The 23,899-nt window shown below is 62.0% G+C and carries 22 protein-coding genes and 2 pseudogenes; 9 read left to right on the top strand and 15 right to left on the bottom strand.

All coding sequences use genetic code 11. From position 1 onward, the window contains the following. Nucleotides 1-74 precede the first annotated feature (74 nt). On the bottom strand, nt 75-1,340 hold the full coding sequence (locus tag ET524_RS07400; protein ID WP_129424582.1) for a RidA family protein: 1,266 nt from the start codon (nt 1,338-1,340) through the stop codon (nt 75-77). A gap of 489 nt (nt 1,341-1,829) precedes the next feature. Between ET524_RS07400 and ET524_RS07395 the strand changes: the two genes are divergently transcribed. From ET524_RS07395 to ET524_RS07385, 3 genes are all read left to right on the top strand, one after another. Further along, entirely contained in the window at nt 1,830-2,852 is a 1,023-nt protein-coding gene (locus ET524_RS07395; protein ID WP_129424579.1) for a DUF5692 family protein, read from the top strand. Beyond that, complete coding sequence (locus ET524_RS07390; protein ID WP_201738720.1) at nt 2,807-3,043, top strand: DUF5692 family protein; 237 nt, start codon at nt 2,807-2,809, stop codon at nt 3,041-3,043. The genes ET524_RS07395 and ET524_RS07390 overlap by 46 nt, the downstream gene beginning before the upstream one ends. A 63-nt stretch (nt 3,044-3,106) precedes the next feature. Further along, a complete protein-coding gene (locus ET524_RS07385) occupies nt 3,107-3,829 on the top strand; it encodes a TetR/AcrR family transcriptional regulator (protein ID WP_201738719.1) in 723 nt (240 codons plus the stop codon). A gap of 56 nt (nt 3,830-3,885) precedes the next feature. Here ET524_RS07385 and ET524_RS07380 read toward each other — a convergent pair whose 3' ends face one another. The 7 genes and pseudogenes from ET524_RS07380 to ET524_RS11945 all read right to left on the bottom strand — a co-directional run. Next, the gene (locus tag ET524_RS07380) at nt 3,886-4,434 is read right to left on the bottom strand and encodes a hypothetical protein (protein ID WP_129424575.1); all 549 of its coding nucleotides are present in this window, start codon (nt 4,432-4,434) and stop codon (nt 3,886-3,888) included. Between the two features lie 114 nt (nt 4,435-4,548). Further along, nucleotides 4,549-5,082: a selenium cofactor biosynthesis protein YqeC gene (gene yqeC, locus ET524_RS07375; RefSeq protein ID WP_161566630.1), complete on the bottom strand. Its 534-nt coding sequence runs from the start codon at nt 5,080-5,082 to the stop codon at nt 4,549-4,551. A gap of 89 nt (nt 5,083-5,171) precedes the next feature. Then, on the bottom strand, nt 5,172-6,440 hold the full coding sequence (locus ET524_RS07370; protein WP_201738718.1) for a xanthine dehydrogenase family protein molybdopterin-binding subunit: 1,269 nt from the start codon (nt 6,438-6,440) through the stop codon (nt 5,172-5,174). After that, complete coding sequence (locus ET524_RS07365) at nt 6,433-6,906, bottom strand: (2Fe-2S)-binding protein (protein WP_129424569.1); 474 nt, start codon at nt 6,904-6,906, stop codon at nt 6,433-6,435. The genes ET524_RS07370 and ET524_RS07365 overlap by 8 nt, the downstream gene beginning before the upstream one ends. Then, nucleotides 6,907-7,626: an FAD binding domain-containing protein gene (locus ET524_RS07360; protein ID WP_161566629.1), complete on the bottom strand. Its 720-nt coding sequence runs from the start codon at nt 7,624-7,626 to the stop codon at nt 6,907-6,909. It lies immediately after the preceding gene. Beyond that, a pseudogene (locus ET524_RS11950) lies at nt 7,578-7,814 on the bottom strand (IS3 family transposase); the annotation flags it as partial. The pseudogene ET524_RS11950 and the gene ET524_RS07360, both read right to left, overlap by 49 nt. Nucleotides 7,815-7,870: 56 nt before the next feature. Next, nucleotides 7,871-7,975 (bottom strand): annotated as a pseudogene (locus ET524_RS11945) (sugar transferase); the annotation flags it as partial. 233 nt (nt 7,976-8,208) lie between these two features. On the opposite strand from ET524_RS11945, the gene ET524_RS07350 reads away from it, so the two are divergent. The 5 genes from ET524_RS07350 (at nt 8,209) to istB (ending at nt 12,364) form a co-directional block, all read left to right on the top strand. Continuing rightward, nucleotides 8,209-8,808, top strand: a complete 600-nt coding sequence (locus tag ET524_RS07350) for an ATP-binding protein (protein WP_161566628.1) — start codon at nt 8,209-8,211, stop codon at nt 8,806-8,808. 262 nt (nt 8,809-9,070) lie between these two features. Further along, complete coding sequence (locus tag ET524_RS07345) at nt 9,071-10,060, top strand: hypothetical protein (RefSeq protein WP_129424563.1); 990 nt, start codon at nt 9,071-9,073, stop codon at nt 10,058-10,060. Further along, on the top strand, nt 10,044-10,196 hold the full coding sequence (locus ET524_RS11725; RefSeq protein ID WP_201738716.1) for a hypothetical protein: 153 nt from the start codon (nt 10,044-10,046) through the stop codon (nt 10,194-10,196). The genes ET524_RS07345 and ET524_RS11725 overlap by 17 nt, the downstream gene beginning before the upstream one ends. Nucleotides 10,197-10,340: 144 nt before the next feature. Then, a complete protein-coding gene (gene istA, locus ET524_RS07340) occupies nt 10,341-11,579 on the top strand; it encodes an IS21 family transposase (protein ID WP_118449093.1) in 1,239 nt (412 codons plus the stop codon). Next, nucleotides 11,576-12,364: an IS21-like element helper ATPase IstB gene (gene istB, locus ET524_RS07335; protein ID WP_129423107.1), complete on the top strand. Its 789-nt coding sequence runs from the start codon at nt 11,576-11,578 to the stop codon at nt 12,362-12,364. The genes istA and istB overlap by 4 nt, the downstream gene beginning before the upstream one ends. 17 nt (nt 12,365-12,381) lie before the next feature. Here the strand turns inward: istB and ET524_RS07330 are convergent, their stop codons facing one another. The 5 genes from ET524_RS07330 to ET524_RS07310 form a co-directional block, all read right to left on the bottom strand. Next, nucleotides 12,382-12,837, bottom strand: coding sequence for a transposase (locus ET524_RS07330; RefSeq protein WP_129424561.1), 456 nt, complete (start codon nt 12,835-12,837; stop codon nt 12,382-12,384). A gap of 429 nt (nt 12,838-13,266) precedes the next feature. Continuing rightward, nucleotides 13,267-15,207, bottom strand: coding sequence for an ABC transporter ATP-binding protein (locus ET524_RS07325; protein ID WP_129422791.1), 1,941 nt, complete (start codon nt 15,205-15,207; stop codon nt 13,267-13,269). Then, a complete protein-coding gene (locus tag ET524_RS07320) occupies nt 15,204-15,806 on the bottom strand; it encodes a S24/S26 family peptidase (protein ID WP_201738715.1) in 603 nt (200 codons plus the stop codon). Before ET524_RS07320 ends, ET524_RS07325 begins: the two co-directional genes overlap by 4 nt. Before the next feature lie 34 nt (nt 15,807-15,840). Next, nucleotides 15,841-16,107: a PqqD family protein gene (locus tag ET524_RS07315; RefSeq protein ID WP_129424557.1), complete on the bottom strand. Its 267-nt coding sequence runs from the start codon at nt 16,105-16,107 to the stop codon at nt 15,841-15,843. Then, complete coding sequence (locus ET524_RS07310; protein ID WP_129424555.1) at nt 16,097-16,951, bottom strand: hypothetical protein; 855 nt, start codon at nt 16,949-16,951, stop codon at nt 16,097-16,099. Before ET524_RS07310 ends, ET524_RS07315 begins: the two co-directional genes overlap by 11 nt. A 215-nt stretch (nt 16,952-17,166) precedes the next feature. Between ET524_RS07310 and ET524_RS07305 the strand changes: the two genes are divergently transcribed. Then, nucleotides 17,167-18,396 carry a nucleotidyltransferase family protein gene (locus tag ET524_RS07305; protein WP_161566627.1) on the top strand — a complete coding sequence of 410 codons (1,230 nt, stop codon included), beginning with the start codon at nt 17,167-17,169 and terminating at the stop codon, nt 18,394-18,396. Between the two features lie 180 nt (nt 18,397-18,576). Here ET524_RS07305 and ET524_RS07300 read toward each other — a convergent pair whose 3' ends face one another. After that, nucleotides 18,577-19,068 carry a hypothetical protein gene (locus ET524_RS07300; protein ID WP_129424551.1) on the bottom strand — a complete coding sequence of 164 codons (492 nt, stop codon included), beginning with the start codon at nt 19,066-19,068 and terminating at the stop codon, nt 18,577-18,579. Between the two features lie 282 nt (nt 19,069-19,350). Beyond that, nucleotides 19,351-23,874 (bottom strand): beta strand repeat-containing protein, encoded by a 4,524-nt coding sequence (locus tag ET524_RS07295; RefSeq protein WP_129424549.1) that lies wholly within the window; start codon nt 23,872-23,874, stop codon nt 19,351-19,353. Between the last annotated feature and the right edge of the window lie 25 nt (nt 23,875-23,899).

Raw genomic sequence — 23,899 nt, 5'->3', positions numbered from 1 at the left:
GAACGGGCGAAAACCCGTTCCCTTTCCAAAACCATCGGTTGACCGATGATCGACAAGGATCCGCAGATGATTCGTTAGGCGATCGGCGGGGTGCCCTCGAAGTTGCCGAAGATGGCGTCGATCTGGATGGCGGCACCCATGGGCAGGTTCGCAACGCCGACCACGCGACGAGCGGGGGTTCCCTCGGGGAAGAACCGAGCGTACACCTCGTTGACGGCGTCCATGTCGTTCATGTCCTTCACGAAGATGTTCACCTTGACGCAGTCCTCCAGGGCATGGTCGACGCTCTCGATGATGGCCTTGATGTTCTTGAGAGCCTGCTCGGTCTCGGCCTTCACGCCGCCGGCGACCAGCGCGCCCGTAGCCGGGTCGATGCCGAGCTGGGCGGAGATGTTGTTGTAGTGGGAGAACGCCACGGTCTGGGAGGACAGCTCGTCCTTCGGAGCGTCGGCGATGTTGTTGGCCTCGATGATCAGGCCATGACGGGCCTCGACGGCCTGCGGCGGGGTGCCGTCGCCGTGGGAGCACACGGCCTCGATCTGCACGAGCGCATGCTGCGGCAGGTCGGCGACCTCGACCACGGTGCGGGCCGGCAGGTAGTTGACGGCGCGGGCGATGCCCGAATCCGGGAAGAAGCGCTTGTAGATCTCGTTCATGGCCTCGACGTCGCCGAGGTCCTTCAGGAAGACGGTGACCTTGACGATATCGTCGAACGGAACATCCATGGCGGTCAGGACGGCCTTGATGTTCTTCAGGCACTGAGCGGTCTGCTCCTGCACGCCGCCCATGACGATCTGGTTGGAAACCGGATCGATCGGCAGCTGAGCGGTGATGTTGTTGTAGTGGGAGAACGCCACGGACTGCGTGGACATTGCGTCGAACGGGGCGTTGTGGGTGTTGTTGGCGTACTTGACCAGATCGCCGGCCTGAGGCTCGTTCGGGATGGTGCCTTCGCCGTTGGTGAGCAGAGCCTCAACCTGGACCAGGGCGCCCATGGGCAGATCGTTGACGGCAACGATGGTGCGGGCGGGCACGTAGGTGGTGAAGAAGGACTTGTAAGCCCTCTCCACAGCGTCGAGGTCCATGATGTCCTTGACGAAGATGGTGACACGAACGACGTCGTTCAGGTCATGATCAATGCTCGCAACGATGGCTGCGATGTTGCGGAAGCACTGCTCTGCCTGCTCCTTGACACCGCCCTCGACGATAGCGCCGGTCCTAGGATCGACGGGCAGCTGGGCCGAGAGGTTGTTGTAATGGGAGAAAGCGACGGTCTGAGAGCACATCGGGCACTTCGGTGCGTTCTCGGTGTTCCTTGCCACTACCACGTTATCCGCCATGGCAATACCCTTTCTGTTGACAGCCTTCAATGAGGTTGCGCAAATACGTTTTCCCACGACTTGCGTCTCAGCGCATTAAACGTGACGACGATTGTCATTGTCAATCGATTTTCAGCAAATTCGTTGCCGGCTTCTATCGGTTGAATCCCGGGAATCTAAGCGGAAAAATGATTGCCCGATCCCATAATCCTTATGTTTCGCGCGTATTTTCCAGCGAAACCCTGTTCATTCCGCATACCAATCAATGCCTTTTTCTGCACAGATTTTTCCAACCGTTACCGTTCCGTCAATCACGTTTCCCGGCGAAAAACAGCCGCTTGCCGTCGAAGCCCATCCCTGACGAATCAAGAGCGAACCGTCAAACCAACGGAAAAAGCCCTTGCTACACTCTCACCGAAGGGAGCGGGCCGAAGCCGGATGCACGCCATCGCAAGAGTGCCGAACGGCGCCCCGGACGGCCTGCAAGCATACAAGGAGGAGGGATTCACCATGTTTTTCTACGAGCCGCTATCGGCAACGGCGTGCGTGAGCGTTTTGCTGTACCTGGCATTTCTGATCGGCATGAACGAGCTATCGCGCTTGAACAAATGGGTCGGCGCGGTCATATTCATCGCGCTACCGGTCGTTCTGACCGTCTTCGTCTGGCCCCATACCGCGGTCGAGGGCACGGGCGCCGGCACCTGGTTCCAGTGGGTGAAGACCTACTCGTGCTTAGCCGGAGCGGTCTTGGGCTGGCTGATCGTCTACTTCCCCGCCTTCCAGAAGAAGTACATCGTCTGCATACCGCCCATCATCTTCGCCATCAACATCCTTGAGGCATGTATCCGCGACTTCCAGCTCACGGGCGTCAACGGCATCGTTGACGGCTACATGGTGGTCGGCGGCCCGTGGAACGTCATGAACGGCATCGCCGGCATCTTGAACGCCATCTGCATCTGCGGCTTCTTCGGCATCATCGTCAGCCGCGGTAAGAAGAAGGACTACGTCTGGCCCGATCAGCTGTGGTTCTGGATCATCGGCTACGACCTGTGGAACTTCGCCTACACCTACAACAGCGTCTCCGACCGCTCCATGTACTGCGGCCTGGTGCTTCTGGCAGCCTGCACCATCCCGGCGTTCTTCATCAAGCGCGGCGCCTACGCACAGCACCGCGTCCGCACGCTTGCCGTGAACATGATCGTCACCATGACCATCCCCTGGTTCTTCCTGCATCCGGCGTTCGTGGTCCATTCCACCAACAACCCTGCAGCCCACATGACCATCTCGGTCATCGCGCTCATCTTCAACGCGGGCGTGTTCATCTACCAGGCCTACACGATCTTCGGCAAGAAGCGCAACCCCTTCAAGCAGGAGCTCTACATCGACAACCCGCGCTTCCGCAGGGTGTACCTCGAGAGCATCGACGTTCCCGAGGGTCAACGCGAGGCAGCGCTGGCTAACCTGGAGGAGTTCGGCTACGCGGCCGCATGGGACGAGAAGGGCCGCGTCAAAACCCTGGTGGAGCGCCCGTAACATTCGCCGAGATCCCCACGACCCACAACCCGAACGCGTTCTTCGCCGTCAGCCTGGTGGCGCTCATCGCCAATGCGGCCCTTGCCGCCTACCAGCTACGCCGAATCCGCGCACGGCGCCTTAACCCGCTTAAAGACGAGCTCTATAATGACACGAAGAGCTATCGAGAGGTCGTCGAGGAAAACCGCTGATCTACAGCGAACCGCGCCTTAGCGCACGCAGCGCGGCGGCTTCCCAACATGCGAAGGAGCCCCGTGTCTGCACTGGACAGCAAGCCGTTACCCGGATTCGATCCTGACCTGCCGCACCCCGTCACGCGGCAGGTCAGGCAAAGCGCACGACTTGAAGGCACCGCCGGCGACATCATGTTGGCGGCGCGCGAGCTTTACGAAACCGAAGGGGTCGCCGCCACCAGCATGGCCGCCATCGCACGCAAGGCCGGCGTGGCGCGCAGCCTTCTGTACTATTACTTCCCCGACAAGCAAGCCGTCACCGACGCCGTGATCGAGGACTATCTTGAGGATCTGGTCGAAAGCGTGTCCACCTGGAACGAGCTGCGCGCGTTCGGCGAAACCCCCTCGGAACTGAAAAACTGCGTGTCCATGCTGCGACGCGCGCTCTACACCGCATCGGGCGACCCTCGCCCGATGTTCTCCGTGCTCGAGGAGCTCGGCCTGCGCGACCGCTTCGCCACGCAGGCCGTCCGCGAGGTGGTGACATGCATCCAGAACTACATCGTGTCCGAGTACATGGCGTACCGAACCATCGAGATCCAGCTGATCCCCGAAACGTTCGGCCTGCTCATATTCGGGTTAGCGGGGATGATGAAGGCCAAGCCCGACATCACCGACGACGAGCTTGCAACGCTTATCGCCCAAACGCTTCGCCTTGACATGACGGTGATCGATCCGCCGCCATGGCCGGAACACCCTGATGCGCCTTCGCGCCCGACGCCATCTCCCGATGGCGCGGCTTAGCGCGACGCCTTCGCCAGATTGTGGCAGGCCATCGCAGCAGCTTAACGCCTCACGCCCTATCGAGCCGAAAACGTTCCGCCTACATGAAGGATGGTCTCAAGCACGCCACCCGCAAAGCCGCCCACAAGGCCGGGGACCGCGGTGTTCGACAACGCCGACCCCTCGTAATGCGTGCGGCCCAGGGTATGCCCGCGCACGATTTCCACCACGACATGGCAATCCACGCCCGCGGTGAAGCCCGGGCCGACCCCGACGACGATGGGCGCCATATCCATGGAAGTGCCCAGGTTGCGCTTGGCCAACACGGCATCGACCACCGCGTCGGGCGCCACGTCCTTGACGCACGCGCACGCGGGGTCCACCAGAACGGGGACGACCCCTTCGCCGGAAAGCAGCCCCAAGGCATGGGAAACGTCCTGCGCCCGCACGGCCGTCGCACCTTCCACCTGGGCTTTCCCCACGCGAACAGCTTCGCTGAAGGCAACGGTGCGGCGTACCGTCAAAGGCTGCTCTATCTCGGTCATAAGCACGGAAGCGCCGCATCGCACAAGGCGCGGCGCGATGGCGCCGGCGATATCGCCGGCGCCGCGGATCACCGCAAACATCGAAGATCGTCCCTCCAAAGGTTTCCCGCCACCACCGGCGTCTCGCATAGCGCCGCGATGCGCTGCGCCGCCCGCCAGTCGGCGGCGGTCTCCACCTTGTTGATCAAAACCACGTCATGAAGCCCCTCGGCGCGCAGCACCGCCGCCACCGCCTCGGGCGTGACCGCATCGTCGACGGAAACGCCGGCCAGCTGCGCGAATCGCTGCGGACGGTGGCACGTCTGCAAGACGGGGGGCGCCTAAGCCGTCGACCCCGACCACGCACACCGTCCGCCCTGCGCACGCGGGGATGACCGGCTCGTGCTCGGCATGCGCCTTCAGCGGGAGCGTTTTCGCCCCGTCCGCCTCCACCAGCACATAGTCCGCCGAACAGACCAGGTCGGAAAACGCCGCCCGCGGCTCGGCCAGCTTCCCCATGGGCAGATGGATGGAGCCCGCGCACACGATGGAGGCTTCGCAAAGCGCCATCCGCACGTCATCGAGCGACGCGCCCAGCACCACGGGGCACCAGTCGGGCACGTGCATCTTCGTGCTGGTGGCCACGATCACGCGCGCATCGCGCGACAGCTCCTCGGCCAAGGCGCGCAAAAGCGTGGACTTGCCGCCACTGCCGATGATGGCCGTAAGCCCACGCTGGATATGTAGCAAGCTGCTTAGAATGCTTACTCCTCAGGTTTCGCCAACAAAATGCGCTCGGGAAGGATGGGCAGCTCGCGATGCCACACGCCCGTTGCCCGTTAGATGGCCTGCGCCAACGCCGGAGCCGGCGTGTTCATGACGATCTCGCTAATGGACTTCGCACCGAACACGCTCACGGCCTCCACGGGGCATTCCATATGCTCGGCGACCATCTGGGCCAGGATGGTGTCGCAACCCGTGCCCATGTCGGCCGCGGCGATGAGCAGCATGTATCCCCCGTCGTCGTTGAGCTTGACGGTGACCGAGCCCACGTCGATGCCGGAGATACCCGAACCTTGCATGGACATGGCGATGCCGGCGGCGCGCACCTTGCCGTTGCCCATGTCGCGTACGGGGAACTTCTCCTTCCACCCGAACATGTCGCTGCAATGCTGCATGCGGCGGTCCAGGGCGCAGGCGTTGGCCACCTCGCCGAAGTAGGCGGGCATCGCCATGCCCTCGCGCACCATGTTCTGCTCGCGCAGCTCCACCGGGTCGCGACCCAGCTTCGCCGCCAGCTCGTTGACGGCGCTCTCCACGGCGAACTGGCCCTGCGTGGCACCGAAGCCGCGGCACGCGCCGGACGGCTGCATGTTCGTGTACACCACGTTCGCGTCGAACTTGAACGCCTCGAGCGAGCCGGGGTAGAGCGGGATGGACTTGTGGCCGGTCAGGCCGACCGTGGCCCAGCCGTGCTCGCCGTAGGCGCCCGAGTTCGACAGCGTGGTAACCTCGAGCGCGCGGATGCGGCCGTCTTCGTTGGCGCCCAGGCGGACCTTGACCTCCATCTCGTGGCGCGGCGACCCGCAGGTTTGCGATTCCTTGCGCGAGAACACGCACAGGGCCGGACGCCCCGTCTTCATGGTGACGAACGCGGGATGCACCAACACGGGGTTGTCCTTCGCGGTGCGGAAATCCAGGACGGGCTCCAGCACGTCATATTCCACCTTGATGCGCGAAAGGGCCGTTTGCGCCGCCTTCTCGCTCTCGGCTGCCACGATGGCCACCACGTCGCCCACGAAACGCACGTGCCGATCGATGACCAGACGATCGTAGGGGCTGGTTTCGGGGTAGGTCTGCCCGGCGTTGGAGAAGCGCTGGTCGGGCACGTCCTCCCAGGTGTACGCGTCCACCACGCCAGGCACCTTCTTCGCCTTGGACGTGTCGATGGCCTTCGCCATGGCGTTGGCATGGGGGCTTCGCAGGAGCTTGACCACCAGCGCGTCGGGCGCGATGTCCTCAGTGTAGACGGGCTTGCCCAGCAGAAGCTGCAGCGAGTCCTTCTTGCGGACCGACTTGCCCACGGAGCGGTATTCAGGCTTATCCACGCTCGACCTCCTTGCCGTGCTTTTCATCCAAGAAGGCGCGGATGCCGCGCAGTTGGCCCACGTAGTCCGAGCAACGGCACAGGTTGCCGCTCAGGTACGCCAAGATCTCGTCGTCGGTGGGATCGGGGTTCTCGCGCAGCAGCGCGATGGTGTTCATAACGAAGCCGGGGTTGCAGAAACCGCACTGCTCGGTGCCCTGATCGGCGATGAAGCCCACGAACTCCGACGCCTCGGCCTGCAGGCCTTCCAGCGCGTAGACGCTGCGGCCGTCGGCGCGGGCGGCTAACGTGGAGCAGGACAGCGCGGGCACGTCGTCGAGCATCACCGTGCACAAGCCGCACGCGGACGTCTCGCAGCCGCGCTTGACGCTTTTGCACCCGTGAGCGCGCACGAAATCGATGAACAGCATGTCGGCGGAGACGTCGTCGACCACCGTTTTGCTGTTCAGCTTGATCTTGACCTCCATCTAACGCACCTCCCCCAACATCAGCAGGGCGCGGCGCACGAGCACGGGCGCGAGCGCGCGGCGATACTCGACGCTGCCCCACATGTTCCCGGAAACGCGGATGCTTCCCGCGGCATGCTCGGCGAACGCCGCGGTGCTTGCCTCGCTGATGCCGTCGGCAAGGATGTCCTGGTCGTCGCGCAGAAGCACGGCACGACCCGGGCGAGCGCCCATCGTCACGCGGTATTCGTCGCCCAGCTTCGCCGCCATGCAGTTGAGCGTGAGAAGGTCGGTGCGCTGCTTGCGCACGGCCCGGTACGCGAACGCGCCGGCGCGCTTCTTGACGATGAGGCGCACGAGGATGTCCTTGTCGTAGGGCATGTTCACAAACCATTCCAGAGGCACGATGCCGCCTTCGTGCAACTCGACGTAGCTGTCCATGGCAAGAAATGCCGTGACGATGTCGGAGAAGCCCATGCGACGCCACAGGCTCCCGCCGGGCGTAGCGCCGTTGCGGAACTGCACGCCAACGATGTCTTGGAACGCCGCCTTGATGGCGCCGCAGGAATAGGCGTCAAGGCCGGCGTGGGTTTCCATCTGGCGCAGGGCGGCCATGGCGCCGATGCGGAATTCCTCGTCGGTCTCCTCGATAGCGTCCAAGGTAAGGGGATGCGGACGTTTCTTTGGACCGGCTATGCGGCCAGCCCTAAGCTTCTGCGGTACTGCATCGGGCTCAGCCATCCCAGCTTCTCTTTCGGCCGCTCCTCGTTGCAGCATCTCAGATAGGCGTCGAGCATTCGGCAGAACTCGGGTACCGTCGCGCCCGGTCAGTCCCGACGGTGGAAGAATTCATTCTTGAGCCTGCCGAAGAATCCCTCCATCGCCGAGTCGTCCGGGCTGCACCCCTTCTTCGACATCGACCTGGCCAAAGGTCGAGTTCGACCCACTCATCGAAGGTGATGGAGTCGCGATTGCGACGAGTCTGCCAGTAGCAAGTCAAACCAGGCTTAACCAGTAAGCGCTGATGTTGGTAGTCGTTATAGGTTGCAACCTCAGAAGGCAGCGCGGGGCGCGGTCCGACTACGGACATCCCTTTTGCCAAGACGAAAACGCAAGGCAGGACGGGGATTTTGCGCAGGTGGAGAGGATTGCCAGCAATTTCGATGGAGCATTTCGAGCCGCCTGGGACGCATTAGAGAATCGGAATAGCACATAGCTTCAAACGCACGGCACGCACCGATTTCCCCTATGCCTGATGCCAAAATCGTCCCATTGGGACCCGTTTCCCAATGGGACGATTCTTCACAAAGGGCATTAAGGCGCATGAAAACGTGGAAGGGGCAAGCAAACGCGCTTTGCCACCGCGACTACACGACCGGCACGTCCGTTCAGGTAAACGTCTACATGGACTTCATCGAGATAGTGAGCCCCGGGCTGTTCCCCGAGGGCGACTCCCCCGACAGGCACCTCGAGGGATCGGGCGGCGACTCCAAGCAGCGCAACCCGAACATCGCGCAGGTGCTCTTCAGATCGGGCATGATCGAGCAGTACGGCACCGGCATACCGCGCATCAAGAGGGCGCGCGACGCCGCTGGCGTGGCATTCAGCTACCGCCAGGACGTCAACCCAACCGTAATACGCTTCGAGCGTCCCGGGGCACAGACGAGTGACGCCGCGGCCATCAGTTCAACAGACGCCGCCTCCCCCGGTTCCCTCGAAAAACTCAGCGAAACCGAGAAGGTCGCCATGCAGATTGCGCACGACTCGGGTTGCGTGGCGAGAAAAGAGCTCATGGAGCAAACGGGGGTCGGGAGGGTAAAGGCGACGGAGACCCTGAAGCGCCTTGCCGAAAAAGGACTTCTCGAATGGGTCGGATCAAACCAGCACGACCCAAGGCGGTACTATCGAGCAAGCGGGAGGTAAGTGCCTGCCCGCTACTGCCCGCTACTGCCCGCTACTGCCCGCGGCATTCGACAAGCCTGCCGAATGCCGCGGGCATGAGCAGATATCTCTTTTGTCGAGACGAAAACGCAGGGAAAAACGAGCGGAGCGCCCTGCTAGACGCATCGCGATTCCGAAAGACCACGAGGGCCCGCAAGGCGTCATTAAATGTAACTAATTGATTTGCTATGTACCATTCATAATGGTACATTGATAATTGTTTAGTTACATGAGGAGGCGGAGCATGAGGGAACACGTTGAGAAGACGCTGCACACGAGAGTCGATTGCGAGCCCGTCGACGCCTCGGGGCTCCCCCTCTACCTGAGGGGGCTGTACTCCCTGGAGCGGTGGACCGCCTTCGGCGTGCCGTTCGCCGTGGCCTCCCCCGCTGAAAGCCCGACGGTGAAGACCATGGCGAAGCACCGCGACGCCCTGGAGGCGGCCCTGGGGACCCCCGTGGCCTTCGCCCTCGAGGACGCCACGGGCTACAGGGTCGGGCGGATGCTCGAGGCGGGCCTGCCCTTCATCGCCCCGGACAAGCAGGTGTACCTGCCGTTCCTGGGAATCGCGCTGAGCAGCGGAAGCAGCCACGCGCGCGACAGGCGGCAGACAGACGTCGGCACGTTCTCGCCCCAGGCGCAGCGCCTCGCGCTCATGGCGCTCTACGGCGACCTCGACGGCGCCAGCGTCACCCAGGCGGCAGGCCTCCTCGGCGCGGCGAAGATGACCGCCTCTCGCGCATTCGACGAGCTCGCGGCCGCCGACCCCTCGATCGTCGCCGCCGAGGGTCGGCGGCGGGTGCTGCGCCCCGGCAGGGACAAGATGGCGATGTGGCGTCGCTTGGAGCCGCGCATGTCGAGCCCGGTCGCGAGGGAGCACCGCCTGGGCCGCGTGCCCGACATGGATCTCCCGCTGGGAGGGATCTCGGCGCTGTGCGGGCTCTCGATGCTGCAGGACGACCCCTGGCCGACTTTCGCCGCGACCAAAGCGCAGGAGCGCGCCCTGGGGCTGGCGGCCGGCGCGCGCGACGCCGGCCTCGACGAGCCAGAGAATCCCGCGTGCGTGGTGCAGGTGCTGCGCTACGAGCCCGTGCCGGCGCCGGGATGCGCGGTCGACCCGCTTTCGGCCATCCTGTCCCTTCCCGCCGACGAGAGGGACGACCCGCGCGTCGCGGGCGAGATCGAGAACGTTTTGACCCGGGTGCTTGGAGGCGATCATGAGGGGAATCGATAAGTTCAAGGAGCGCTTCGCGGGCCACGACGGCGAGTACGTCCTGATCGGCGGCGGCGCCTGCGACCTGCTGTTCGGCGAGGCCGGGCAGGACTTCAGGGCCACCAAGGACCTCGACCTGGTGTTAGCGCTACTGTAAAAACAACCATTTTGACCAACGCTCAATAACCAATCATGCCAACGCAATCCCGCCATTTGCGCCAACGCATTTTCACCATTTCCACCAACGCCGGGACTTACGCTTCGATCGACGAGCGAACGATGCTTTCGGGAGGAGCGGGCCGTGGCGGAGAAGAACCTGATCGGAGAGTTGGACATGTACAGGGAAGCGGGCATAAAGCCCAACTTCAGCGACATAGCGAAGCGCTACGGCAAGGACAGGCACACCGTGGCGTCGTACTGGAGGGCCGAGGGCGGGCGGCCCCACGACGGGCGCGGCGACAGGGCGGGCTCGTTCGACGCGCACATCGAGGAGGTGGCAGCCAAGGCGCAACTGCCGGGAGTCACCAAGAAGGGCATCCACGAGTGGCTGCTGCACAGGTATCCCGGCGAGGACCTGGCCGGCTACAACGCCTTCACCCAGTTCATGCGCAAGAACGGCATCGCCGTCGGGGCCTCCGGGGGCCCGGAGCCGCACCCGCGCTTCGAGACGCCGCCCGGACTGCAGCTGCAGTTCGACTGGAAGGAGTCCGTCAAGATGGCAAACCGCGACGGCGAGCTGTTCGAGTTCAACGTGTTCGCGGCGACGCTGGGCCATTCCCGCAGGCACATATTCATCCGGTCGAGGACCAGGACGACCGACGACCTGGTCAGGTGCATGTACGCCACGATCGCGAGGCTCGGCGGCGTGCCGCGCGAGTGGGTCACGGACAACATGTCCGCCCTGGTGACGATCAAGGGCGGCAGGCGCCTCAAGGTCCAGCGCGCATACGAGTTCGCCAAGGCCGCCGGCTTCGAGCTGAAGCTGTGCCGCCCGCGCAGCCCCCAGACGAAGGGCAAGGTCGAGTCGTCGAACCGCTTCCTGTCGCGGCTCATGGCCTACCAGGGCGACTTCGACGGCTGGGACGATATCGACGAGATCGTCGCGCGGATCGAGGACGCCAGCAACTCCGAGCCCAACGAGACCACGGGGCTGCCGCCCTCCGCGCTGTTCATGGAGGAGAAGGACGCGCTGCTGCCCGTCGGCAACCTGCGCGCCCTCGAGGAGGCGATGGGCGACGTGGTGCGCGTGGCCAGGGTGCCGGCCACGATGCTGGTGAGCGCGCACGGCGAGCCCATGTCGGTGCCCAGGCGCTGCATCGGCAGGCCCGCCCGCATCGTCTGCATGCCCGGCGGCGCGATGGACTGCTACGTCGGCGGCGAGCTGGTGGCGACGCACGTGGCGGGCGGGCCGGCCTACGACCCGGCGCACTACGCCGAGGCCATGGCCGGCAAGCGGTGGTTCGGCGACGCCGCCGGCGACATCGAGGCGGCCGCCGCGGCCAACCTCGGCCTGCTCGACTCGATAGGGGGCTCGCTGTGAGCGCCGCCGTGCAGGCCAGCCCCCTCAACCGCCTGGCGGCCAACCTCGAGGAGCTGGGGCTCGAGGGCATGGCGTCGTCGGTGCCCGAGTACGTCAGGCTCGTCGCCGACGGGAGGAAGAGCCTGGTCGACGCCATGCTCGAGCTCACCGACGCCCAGATAGCCCTCAAGCGGCGCGCCGACGACGAGCGCCGCACGAGGATGGCCAACTTCCCCTACATAAAGACGCTGGCCGACTTCGACTGGGGCTTCCAGCCGAGCGTGCCGCGCGGGCTGGTCGAGCAGCTGGCCACGCTCGAGTTCATCGACCGCGGCGACAACGTCGTGCTCGTCGGCAGCCCGGGCGTCGGCAAGACCCACCTGTCGATAGCCATAGGCCACGAGGCGGTGATGGCCCGCAAGCAGGTGTACTTCGCCGACTGCTCGAGGCTGGTCGAGGACCTCAAGCACGCCTCGGCGAAGGAGGCGCTGGCGCGCAGGATGCGGTTCTACGAGCACTGCAGCCTGCTGATAATAGACGAGCTCGGCTACCTCGACATCGGCAAGGAGGGCGCCGACCTGCTGTTCCAGCTGGTCAACAGGCGCTACGCGCTCAAGCGGTCGACCATCGTCACGACCAACGTGCCGGTGGGCAGGTGGGGCGACGTGTTCGGCAGCAACGTCACGGCCTCGGCGGTGGCCGACAGGCTTTGCCACCATTGCGCGATGATCAAGATAACGGGACGGTCATATCGCCTGAAGGACGTATCCATCGGCGGTGAGGACGGGAAGGAGGAGGGCGCCTAGACGCCGGAAGCGGCGCATCAGCGTTGGCGAATCCGGCGCATCCGCGTTGGCGCGATTGGCGAAAATACGTTGGTGAAAATGGTGAAAAATATATTGACGCTAACACCCCTTATCGTGAACCTCGTGAACCCGAGGTTTCTCTTGACGTCGCCGAACACGGTCTCCACGTCGACGGAGCGCCTCTTCCGCAAGGCGGACCCCGCCTCCGTGCGCAGCATCTCGCCGGCGCGGCTCTTGAAGGCGTTCAAGGCCGGGCTCGCCTGGATCCGCTTCGGGAAATCCGGGTCCGCCGACTTCGAGCACCTCGCCCTGCGGGAGCAGCCCGAGCAGTCCTCGCGCTCGTATGTCCGCACCGCGCTCTCGTAGCCCAGGTCCGACACCCGCCGCGATTCTCCGCAAAAGGCAAGCGTCCGGCCCTCCGGGCAGGCGTGCTCGTCGGACTCTTCGTCGTGCGCCCAGTTGGCGACCCCCATCTCGTCGTCGCGCCATTTCTCGTTGCGGCACTCGCGGAAGAGCTCGCTGTGCTTGACGTAGGCGTCTGCGCCCTCGCGCTCGACGTAGGCGTAGTTCTCCTCGCTGCCGTAGCCGGCATCGGCCGCGAAGCTTGCGGGCAGGCGCCCGATCCTCTCCTTGACGTGCTCGCAGCGCGGGATGGCGCAGGCCGCGTATACTATATGCGCAGGTCAAAAGCCATTTTATAAGAACACGAATCGATATTCGCAATAGTAAGGCGATAATCTGGGAGGCTGAAAAAGGAAGGCCCGCCAAGACCTTTCGGTCCTGGCGGGCCATGCTGTAGCAATAGTTTTGATACAGCCCCTAAGTGTCTAACCGGGAAATCAGGGCGGCACAAGGGGCAAAAGGCCTCGAAGCGCCCAAAGCAACCGACGCCCGAAAATCCTCTAACGCACTTCGCGCATCATGCCGTTCTCCACGCGAAGGCGCATGGTGGCGAACTCGCGAGCTTTTGCACGGTGTGCGGCGACGAAAACCGTTTTGCCCGGCAATGCGGCTATGTTGGCTAGCACAGCCGCTTCGGTCGCATCATCGAGCGCGCTTGTGACCTCGTCGAGCACCATGATAGGCGCACCCGAGCACACCGCGCGCGCAATAGCCAAACGCTGCAGCTGCCCTTGGGAAAGCCCCTGCCCGTGCTCGCCTATCATCGTGTTGATCCCCTGCGGAAGCTCTTTCACGAAACCCCACGCGCACGCTGCTTCGCACGCACGTTTTACCTGGTCATCGGTCGCATCAGAAGCCGCAAACGCCACGTTTTCGCGCACCGAACCTGCAAACAGGAAGTTATCCTGCGGCACATAGGCGAACACCCTCGGCGGCACCTGAGACGCGGGGCAAGCCGTAACCGCTGCGTTAATCGCAGGTGCGACTAGCCCACACGAAACCGCAGGGGCATCGAAAGCGACGAGCGCTCCGGGATCTTCCCCATCTGCAGCTTCTCCGCACTCCGGTGCATCGTCGGCAAACTCATATGCGAAACCATCAGCGTCGTAGGCACCCAACACCAGCTTGAACAGCGTGGACTTTCCCGAGCCTGAAGGCCCCTCTACCACCACGAACGAGCCCTTCGGCACAAACGCGCCATCACAGAAAAGGCTTGCAACTTCGCCCTCGGAAGATGCTAGGGCCGTCTTTTCGGCAGCGTCACCAGCAAGCACGCCGCCGACCGCATCGCTCAAAGCCCCCGCACCCTCACCGCCGGCAGCATCGCAACCCGAAGCTTGCGGCGCCGCTTCGGCTTCGCTACCGCCCTCTTCGTCCCTATAGGAAAACGCCAGATCGCATATCCGCACGCCTGAGAACCGCTGATAAAACTCCGCAGCCGTCATGGGCAAGCGGTTCTCCGAATGCGAAAGCTCCGCAACCTCCATTAGGCGTTCCGCCGACGCGAGCGCCTGATACAGCTGCGGCAGCATGCCCGACAAACTGGAAACCGGCGCCTGGATGCGCGCCACCAGCTGCAGCACCGCCATAAGCGTGCCGTAGCTCATGGTGCCGTGTAAAAGCGCAAACGCGCACCACGTGAGCGCCACGGCATACAACGCGTTGAAGAAGAACGCAAAACTGGCGTTCGCGGCGATAGACCATCCGCGGCGGCGCATTTGCGCTGCAAAATGGTCCTCCTGCAGCACATCAGCATGCGCGCTTGTGGCAGGCTGGGCACCGAACGAACGGATGACCAGCTGATGCTCAAGCGCCTCCTGCAAGAAGACGCGCACGGCTCCTTCTTTTTCCTGCACCGCCCTGTGCAGCGCCTTCAAACGTCCGCGCAACGTGCGCGCCAGCACGAACGAAAGCAGCGCCGCCCCGACGAACAGCGCCACCATGGGCGGGCTGATCAGCGCGAGCACCGCGATGGCGAACACCAGTTGTGCGATCATGGACACGAAGCTTGGGATGATGGTGGACACGCCGTTCGATACAGCCTGCACGTCGGAGAACATGCGGTTGGAAAGCTCGCCGGAATGGAAGCGCAAAACGTTGCCGTAGCGCGCGGTGAAGATACTGTCGAGCATGGATTTTCGCAGCTCAAGGGCAAAGCGGGCGCGGATGCGCTCCTGTGTGCCGTTGATGGCCAGACGCAACACCAGCTGCGAGACGATAACGCCCGCAAGAGCCGCCGCGCTTGCCAGCAAGCCGTCGACGTTTCCCGCGACCGCCTGGTCTATGACGGCGCGGCACGCCAGCGCGAAGCTCACGAGCACCGCCGCCTGCAATGCGCACAGCGCCGATAGCGCCACGATGCGGCCATGCTGAGCCTTAGACTGCGCGAACAGCCACGCGTAGGTGACCTTGTCCTGCTCGCGCGCCGCCCCGCGCATCATTTCCGCCCCGCTTTGCCAACGGTGTCGCGATCGCGCAGGCCGCACGACACGAGCACGCGCTTGCCCGCGCGCCTTATGGCGGCATTTGCGCCCTTGCATACCTTGCGCACGGGGAACAACGCCACCCACAGCTTCGAATACGCATGGTAGCCGCGGGAGGTTTCGCAATCGATATGGCGGCCGTCGCGATAGAAGCCGCGCAGCACGCCCAGCACGTCCACGCACGGGATGTACTCCAGCGTGACGCAATTATCCCCGCAAATCACGTAGCCTTTTTCTGAGCCGCGGTCGAAATGCCCCACCACGCGATGCAACACGTACTTCCCGCCACGGCGATACAGCGCAACGTCGTAACGACGCAGCTCGCCCCGAGCCGGCACCACCAGCATCACGTCATGGCGGTTGCGCAGCATCGGCCACATGGAAACGCCCGCAGGCGGCCCCATGTAGAAGCCCTCGGAAGCCAGCACGTCCTCGATCTTGCGCGGCTCGGAACCAGCAACGGCAGTGGAAAGCGCAGGCGGGAACGTCGAGCCCCCGCCCATCGTCGATACACCCGCGCCCAACATCGCGGAAGATATGTCCTTCTCGCTCGTCATGAATCGCCCGTCAACAACAACCTAGACTCCGGCCCTACTCGTCCAGCAAGTCGGTATCGCGCAGCTTGCCCAAAAATGCCGCGACATCGGCGCGCGCCGTTCCCTCGTCGACCGCGTATTCCGCCAGCAAAGCCTGGACCAGCTCTTCCTCCACAGTATCCGCGGCAAGCTGACCCCACAAAAACGCGCCCGTGCCATTCAAGCGGACCATGCAGTGGCGCTTCATGCTGGTTTCGCCCACCGGCACCACCACGTGTTGGCTGCCTACTTTGTTCATGATGAAACCGTCTTTAATCTTCATGCTTTGATCCTTCTTTTAAACGTAGTGATTCGCTTTTATTATCGCACAGCGCCATTTGGAACGCCGCGTCGAAGGCGGCGGGGGTCGGTGTGCATCGCAGCATGCAAAACGGCACGTTGCCCACCAACCTGTCCAGCAATTCCAGCTGGCGAAGAGCCAGAACGGGGTCCTTCGGCAGCAGGACCTGTTTCATGATGCGCGCGATGATTTCCCGATCGTCCTCCAACCGGGACAGGCGGTCGGGTTCGCCCGGCTGGCAGCGCTCGATAAAGCAGACGGCGCGAAGGGGAACGCTTGCGTTTTGCCCCCAGCCCTCCTTGCCGTTATATGGAGTGCCGTACGCGATGAACGTACCTGAGGGCTGGTCACAGAATGTGTCCGCGTGCTGCCCATCAGGTGCCCTGCCTGGAACCGCGCCCGCTTCCGCGCTGGGGCCTTCCCCGCTTTTCCAACGCAAGATGGGCTTGTCGCCGTTCACCACCGTCACGTCATCGCCCAGCGCGCGCATCCATTGCGCGATGTGCGTGCTTTTGCCCGTGCCGCTTTTCGCCGCGAACGCGAAGCCGCAGCCCGCATACGAGATAACCGCTGCATGGAAAAGGAACGCGTTGTAGTTCACCATGCGTGTGCAAATCTTGCGGTAGAGAGCCAACGACTCGCAATATGCAGGCGAAAACGCGACTTCGTCGTCATTTTCCGCCGCTATCTCCTCGGGCGTTACCGATACCGAAAAGTCGCATTCGCTAGCGGAGACATCGACGATATAATCCGCGCAAAGCCGCTCGGTGAACGCATAGCGTGCCTCCACAGCAATCAGTACCCCGGCTAACTTAACGCAGAACATAGGCCTAGCTCCTTGGAAAGGCGATGGTGGGCACGAAAGGCAACAGCGGGCGCGCAAAACACCTGAATTGCATCGTGTTTAGGCATTTTCCGCCTGGTAATCGCCGTTGTTTTATTATAAACGCACAGGCAGAGCGCATAGCCGGCCGTCAAGCGCGCAAGCAATTTCCACGCACGCCCATGCATACCGGGACGAAGCATCGAGAGGAAGCATCCGTGGACCTTTCCGCCGCCGAAGAGTATACGATCAAGATGATCGCCGCAGAAAGCGCCTTGCCGCATGATGCGCGCGATGCGGCTTCCGCAGCCGTGCCCGCCCTTGGGCTCCCCGACGGCCTGTGGCCCGCCGTGCGCGCCGAGCTGGTGGCGCAATCGGTCATCGGCTATCCCGCAAACGCTATCGAGAACCTCGGGCTTTCCTCCACCGACCAGGCAGAATACCTTGCCCTTGCCGGGAAGAACCTGGCGGGCTGGCATCGCCTTATGATGGCGCAGGACGACGTGCTTACCGAGTTTCGCCAGACAGGCATCCCCACTGCCGTGCTGAAGGGCGCGGCGGCTGCGGCAAACTACCCGCAGGCGAACAGCCGCAGCATGGGCGACATAGACCTTATCGTGCCGCCTGCCGATTTCGATCGGGCATTTGCGCTTTTAGAGCGCCTGGGCTGGGAAAACGATGCTCCGCTAGAAATCAACCCGCGCCACGCGGGGTTCCAGAAAGCCGGCTGCCCCGAAATCGAGCTGCACCGTTACTTCAGCACGTGCACCGATAAGCGGCAAGCGGACTTCCTTGACCAGGCCATTTACGATGCCATCCCGCGCGCCGAGTGGACCGACGTCGCGGGTTTCAGCGTGCCCGTGCTGCCGCCGCTCGAGAATGGGCTGGTGCTACTCGCGCACGTCAACCAGCATTTAGGGTCGGGGCTGGGGCTTCGCCAAATCCTGGATTGGCAGATGTTCGTGGCGGCGTACTTGACCGACGAGCTTTGGGAGCACGAGTTCCGGCACGCCGCGCAGCAGATCGGCATGGAGAAGCTGGCAATCACCACAACGTGGCTGTGCCGCACCTACCTGGGGCTTCAGACTTCGGCAACGTGGTTCGACGGCGCCGATGCGCAGCTTGCCGACGACCTTCTGCTCTACATCATGCACCGAGGGAACATGGGTCGCAAAATGGAGCGCGGCACGCAGGCAACGCGTATCGTGATGCACAGCTTCCGCAGCCCCGCGGCCCTGGTTCGTTACCTGTACACGGGCGGGCGCTCCCATTGGGCGCCGGCGCGCAAGCACGCGTGGCTTGCCCCGGCCGCGTGCATCTACCAAATCGGGCACGTCATCCGCAAGGGGCTTGCGCGCAACGCGAGCATGAGCGAGCTCGTCAACGACGCACGCAGCGCCCAACAGGAAGTCGACCTGCTGAAACGCCTTGAGGTCACCAGGATGTGAGAAGCTGAGTTCCGCCAAGGGAAAGAGCGAGAAAGCGACTGGCCTAAAACGAAGGCGGGGGAAGAATCGCCGCAGGAAACGTAGGCTGCTAAAGAAGGCGGGTCCCAGGAGTGCACTTGCATTCCTGGGACCCGCATTAAGCTGTGCGTTATCGTGCGCGACGCGCGGAGAATCGGCGACTTAGTAGTAGCCCGTCCACGTGGAGCCGTCGGCTTCGGTCTTGACGCCGGGATCGGCGCCACCGGCCCCCTGGTTGTCGGTAGAGCCGCCCGAGCCATTCTCGGATGAGCCACCGTTACCCGAGCTCGCGCCGCCCGACTGGCCGCCCGAAGCGGAACCAGAGTCGGAGCCGCTCGCGCTCGGGGTGTTGCCGCCGGAAGCCGACGTGCCATCAGCGGATTTGCCCGCCGCAGCGTTAGAGGAATCGCCGAACACCTCGGACGCGTCGACCTGGTTGTCGGCCGTGCCGTCACCCGAGGCGCGCATCGCGCCCGTATCTTTGGAAGCTGCGTCGGAAGCGGCAGTAGCAGCGCTTTCCGTGCTTGACGTCGCCTTATCCTGGCCCGAGTCCTTACCCGAGCCGCCCGATACCGCCAACGCGACAAGCACCACGACGACAACCAAAATCGCCGCGCCCGCGCCGATAAGCACATTACGTTTCCGCGTATCCATAGATTCGATACCCTTCGTTCAATCGCTGAACATCTGCAAAACGAAGGGCGGGCGAAACCGCCCGCCCTTCGAGAGATCCATCAAACCGAGCGTGATCGCAAGGCCCCGCGCGACTGGTTTAGCAAGGCCTTACGAAGCTGGTGCGGTTGTTAGAAGTCGCCCGTGCCACTATCACCAGGACCATCAACAAAACCACCAGAAGCAACGATAACGTCACGGTCTTCCAGTTCGATGATCTCCATCTCGGGGGTTTCGTAGCTATTTTGCATATCATCCAACTTTCTACTGAATTGCGGACTTGATTTTTTTGGCATATTCTTTTTCAGCCTTGCTCGCCATAGGGTGTTCAAGAATGGCGCCTGCAACATCGATTACCGAGCGCGATTGGTAATTGCTCTCAACGGCCTCGACGGTAGTTCCATCAACGGTGACATATTTGACAAATGCTTTCTCAGTGAAGTTTGCGGTGTAAAGGCTCGTCTTCACCTCGTTAAATACGAGGTTTGCCGTAACAGTCCCGTCGTTATTCATTGCGTTGTTGTATGCCACAAAGCGGACATCATCAGGCGAGCTAACGGTAACCCTCTTGTAGTACCAGCCGTTCTCAATAAACGTGGATTTCTCGGGGATGGCCATGGTGTAGCCAAAGCGCAGATAAGTAAGCTCAGCCGGATCACCAACGTCCATCCTCAGCGAACCGCCCTTGAACTGCAGCAGATCGGTGATCTTGACGAACTTGGCATAAGCAGCGCCCTCGACATCGCTCGTGGTGCAAGGAGTCTCGAATGCAGCGTCCTTATACCAACCAGCGAACGCCATGCCATCCTGAGTCGGATACGTCCAAGAGGCCAGGTCACCGCTGCGGTAATCCTGCAATGCATACGCGCCCTCAGGAAGCTTAACGCCGTACGTACCGTCACCATTGTCGGCAGGAGCATAGCCCGCAGCGCAATACTCGGCAGGAATCTCAGTGGCAAACGTGCCGCCGCTGATGGCAATGTTCGCAGGCTGAGTGCTCACCTGGATTGCCTTGTTGAACTTACCACCCGTGATGGTGAGCTGGCGGCTCTGATCTTTACCAATAGCACCGCTCACATCAACGCTACCTTCGATGACGCTATTGCCTTCAACCGTAACGCTTACGGAAGGATACGAAGCATACCTGCACACGTCAAATGCCCACGGTCCGCCGACTTGTTTATTCTGACCAGCAACGATGGTCGAATCCTTAATGACCGTATCGCCGTTGTTGTTCGACAGCGTGTAGCACGTTTGTTTGCCGCCCTTCACGGTCATGCCGTCAAGGGTCAGGTTGCTGTAGTTCTGAATCATGATTGCTGGCGAGCCCGACCACTGAGTCATGTCGTCGCCCGCAACGCTTGCATCACCAAAGATGGAGCCGTTGCGCATCACAATCGTGTTGCCCTTGAGCAGCTGGAAGCCGTTCGAGGCGGTTCCCGTGCTACCAACAAGCTTGCCACCCACCGTGTAGGAATGACCCGCGAAGTCGATGGTCAAACCATTGGGGAAGGTGTCGCCCTTGACGACAATGCCGTCGCCGCTGCAATCAGACAACAGCGTGATGGTGTCTCCGTCCTGGGCTGCTGCTACAGCGCCAGCGAGAGTGGCGTACGCCTTGCTGCCAATCTGAGCCACACCGGCAACCACGCCGTACGTGCCGTCACCGTTGTCAGTAGGAGCGTAACCGGGAGCCAGGTAGCTGGTGCCTTCGCCCTCGGGGGAGACGCTGGGGTCGAAGCCGACGAACGTACCGCCGCTGATGGCGACATTCGCACTGCCGTCCACATATGCACTGTCGATGCAGTTGAACAGATATTTGCTGCTACCTTCCCACTTCTGGCGCAGGTCGAAGGTGCCGCCCTTGACGGACAGGGTGCCCTCCTCCACCTGAACAACGCTGACGTTACCGTAGAAAGTGCCGTTTTCGATGGTCAGGTCGCCCTTCACCACGTTGATGGTGTAGCAGTCGTTCTCCTTGGCATCTATGGTGCCGTTGCCAGTGATGGTCACCTTGGCGCCATTTGTGATGGACAGGATGGCGTTGGCATTATTGCCCCAGATGTCTTGCGTGTTCTTGATGGTCTTGCCGTTCAGGTCAAGCGTGATGTTCTTGCCAATGGTCAGCTGGCTATTCTGCTCGACATCCGTCAGTAGGGTAATGGTCTTACCCTTTGCAGCCAGACGAATCGCGTCGGCCAGCGTCTCATACTTCTTGCTGCCGATTTGAGCAACATAGTGGCCTTCCTTGACGCCGTAGGTGCCATCCGCGTTCTTGGTGGGAATGAAGCCATCGGCGCAGTAGCCTTCGGTAATGCTCTTATTAAACGTACCGCCGGAGACCTCGAAGTTGCCGCTGGTAGCTTTGCCGAGTGCCCAGAATATCTCCACCCTAGAGTTCTTGGAATTATTGACGAACGTACCACCTGTAACCTTCGTGGAGGACGGGTGACCCTCCACCAAGCCAGTTACAACAACCTGCGGGCTGGAATACTTCTTATACGGAGCATTGCAGATAAATTCTCCATCAGAGATAATCGTACTGCCATAAGCAAGAATAACGCCGGTAAAACCCTGCGACGATGCATAGCTCAGCTCGAACCTGCCGCCGTTAATGTTAAGAGTTGAGTCTTCCTCGCTCTTCACAACGTTCAGACCACCCGAATACGAACCGCTCTTGATGGTCAGCGTGCCATCGTTTCTAATCATAGAGGAATCCGTGTTGCCCGCCGTAGCCGTGACATCTTCGAGCGTGGCTGTGCCGTAGTTATCGATGGTGTAGTAGCCCGTGCCACCAACAATGCTGCCGTTCTTCACGGTAGCCGTGGCGTCCCCCGCGATGGTCAGCGAAGCCTTGCCGGCATTCGTGTTCGTCAGCGTCTTGCCACCAAGGTCAAGCGTGATGTTCTTGCCAGCAGCCACGGTTGCATCTTCGGTCGCATCCGCCAGCAGCGTGACGGTTTCGCCGTCCTGAGCTGCGTCGATAGCGGCCTGCAGGGTATTGAATGCCTTAAAGCCCACCTGCGCGGCCGAACCGGAAACCCCATGTGTACCGTCAGGGTTGTCGATAGGATCGCAACCCTCAGCGCACAGAGCCTGAGGGACTGCGGAAGAGAACGTGCCACCGTAAACGGCGACCGTCTTAGCAGCGTTGTCGAAATCCGACTCCTGTTTCGTTGAGGAATCCCAGCTGTAAGCCTTGATGGCTGCGTTATCGCCCTTCGCCGTGAAGGTGCCGCCAGTGATGGCAACCTGACCAAGACCCTTGTAGCCGGGGCGGTTGACGATGGAAATCGCCGCGCCATCCTGGATGGCGCCGTCGCCTTCGAGCTTCTCAACCGGGTCGCCCGACACCGTAATCGCGCTACCGGCAGCAACGTTCAGGTTGCCGGAGCACACCTGCGCACCCATCGTCTTCGCGTTGATCGCGGAATTGTCGATGGTCAGCGTTCCGCTGCTGGGGAAGTAAATGCCGAAGCCGTTGGGAACGTTGAGCGTGCTGTCCTTCAGGACAACGGTGTCGTTCGTGTTGTTGCCGTTCGTTTCGATGCCGCTCGTGGCGGTGGTAGTTGCCTCAACGCCCTCGAACGTAAGGGTGGAGTTGTCATACTTGATGGTGCCGCCCATAGCAGACGGAATCAAGCCGATGAGCTGCGAGCTTACAACCTTGCCGTTTTTCACCGTAAGCGATACGTTGGGATAATTGATCTCGAACGCCGCGGAGTTTGCATCGGTTCCGGTGCACGTCCAGGTGTGGCCATTCAGGTCAACCACGCGAGCGATGCTTCCGGAGTTGAACGTGCTGCCCGTAGTGTAGTCGCGCAGCAAAGTGATGGCTTTGCCACTTGCGGTCTGCGCCTTGAATGCCTCGTCCATAGTGTAATAGCTGGTTTCGCCAACCTGGGCAAGGTAAGCTTTTGCCACGCCGAAGGTGCCATCGGCATTCGGGGTGGCAGTGGAGCCTTCGATCAGATAACGGGACGGATCGGTGCTGAACGTACCGCTCGTGACCTCGATCGTCGCCTTTGTGGGGTCGTTGGAAGTAGTACCCGTGCTGTAGTCAACCGTGTTCAGCGTGCCATTGACGGTGCCGCCCGTGATGGACACCTTCGCTGCTTTACCCTCGGCGCCGTCGTAAGTCACTGACTCAACGTTACCGTTGACGGTGCCGCCGCTGATGTTCAGATTGGAATTGCTTCCGCCATCGTACGTCCACGTCGAAACATTACCATTGACAACTGCGTTTTCCTTAATATTGGCATTCAGCCAGTTTTCAATCGCGTAGCTGTTCTTAGAGTTAATCACACCGGCCTTCACATGGAGGGTACCAAAGTCAACTTTAATGGCGATGAAGTTGTCCTGCGTGAAGGTACCACCGGCAATGGTCATGACCGGATGGGCTTTTTTGTTGCTGTCGTTGCCGACGCGAACAAGAGACGCGCCCTTTGCGCCATTGGCCGTACCGCTGTTGTTCTTAACGGTGCCGCCGTTGAACAGCAGGAATCCGCTACCACCCTGGACGTCAATGACGTAGTGGGAGGAAACGCCGGAATTCTCCGCGGTGTCTTCACGCATGATGGTGCCCGTCTGAGCCTCACTGGAATCCTGGACGGTAACCCTGGTGTTGTCAATCGTCAGAGCCGGCTTGGCTTTGGCTGTACCGCCGTTCAGGGTGTGGCCGTTCAGGTCAAGCGTAATCGCGTTTGCAGAGATGGTAACGTTCTCGTACGTATCCGCCAGCAGCTTCACCGTTGCATTGCGCGATGCAGCGTCAATTGCCGCCTGCAAGCTGGGGTAGCTCGTGCCGTTGACT

The organism is Senegalimassilia faecalis (genome assembly GCF_004135645.1).
GTDB classification, from domain to species: Bacteria; Actinomycetota; Coriobacteriia; order Coriobacteriales; family Eggerthellaceae; genus Senegalimassilia; species Senegalimassilia faecalis.
Note: the sequence above shows the minus strand (reverse complement) of the source record. Positions and strands in the feature narration are given on the sequence as shown.

Bases quoted from the DNA above. Each gene is read 5' to 3' on its own strand.
- ET524_RS07300 (WP_129424551.1), bottom strand. From the start codon at position 19,068: ATGGATACGCGGAAACGTAATGTGCTTATCGGCGCGGGCGCGGCGATT.
- ET524_RS07310 (WP_129424555.1), bottom strand. From the start codon at position 16,951: ATGTTCTGCGTTAAGTTAGCCGGGGTACTGATTGCTGTGGAGGCACGC.
- ET524_RS07400 (WP_129424582.1), bottom strand. From the start codon at position 1,340: ATGGCGGATAACGTGGTAGTGGCAAGGAACACCGAGAACGCACCGAAG.
- ET524_RS07330 (WP_129424561.1), bottom strand. From the start codon at position 12,837: ATGGGGGTCGCCAACTGGGCGCACGACGAAGAGTCCGACGAGCACGCC.
- ET524_RS07380 (WP_129424575.1), bottom strand. From the start codon at position 4,434: ATGTTTGCGGTGATCCGCGGCGCCGGCGATATCGCCGGCGCCATCGCG.
- ET524_RS07365 (WP_129424569.1), bottom strand. From the start codon at position 6,906: ATGGAGGTCAAGATCAAGCTGAACAGCAAAACGGTGGTCGACGACGTC.
- ET524_RS07320 (WP_201738715.1), bottom strand. From the start codon at position 15,806: ATGACGAGCGAGAAGGACATATCTTCCGCGATGTTGGGCGCGGGTGTA.
- ET524_RS07345 (WP_129424563.1), top strand. From the start codon at position 9,071: ATGAGGGAACACGTTGAGAAGACGCTGCACACGAGAGTCGATTGCGAG.
- ET524_RS07395 (WP_129424579.1), top strand. From the start codon at position 1,830: ATGTTTTTCTACGAGCCGCTATCGGCAACGGCGTGCGTGAGCGTTTTG.
- ET524_RS11725 (WP_201738716.1), top strand. From the start codon at position 10,044: ATGAGGGGAATCGATAAGTTCAAGGAGCGCTTCGCGGGCCACGACGGC.
- ET524_RS07315 (WP_129424557.1), bottom strand. From the start codon at position 16,107: ATGAAGATTAAAGACGGTTTCATCATGAACAAAGTAGGCAGCCAACAC.
- ET524_RS07350 (WP_161566628.1), top strand. From the start codon at position 8,209: ATGAAAACGTGGAAGGGGCAAGCAAACGCGCTTTGCCACCGCGACTAC.
- ET524_RS07325 (WP_129422791.1), bottom strand. From the start codon at position 15,207: ATGATGCGCGGGGCGGCGCGCGAGCAGGACAAGGTCACCTACGCGTGG.
- ET524_RS07360 (WP_161566629.1), bottom strand. From the start codon at position 7,626: ATGGCTGAGCCCGATGCAGTACCGCAGAAGCTTAGGGCTGGCCGCATA.
- ET524_RS07390 (WP_201738720.1), top strand. From the start codon at position 2,807: ATGGGACGAGAAGGGCCGCGTCAAAACCCTGGTGGAGCGCCCGTAACA.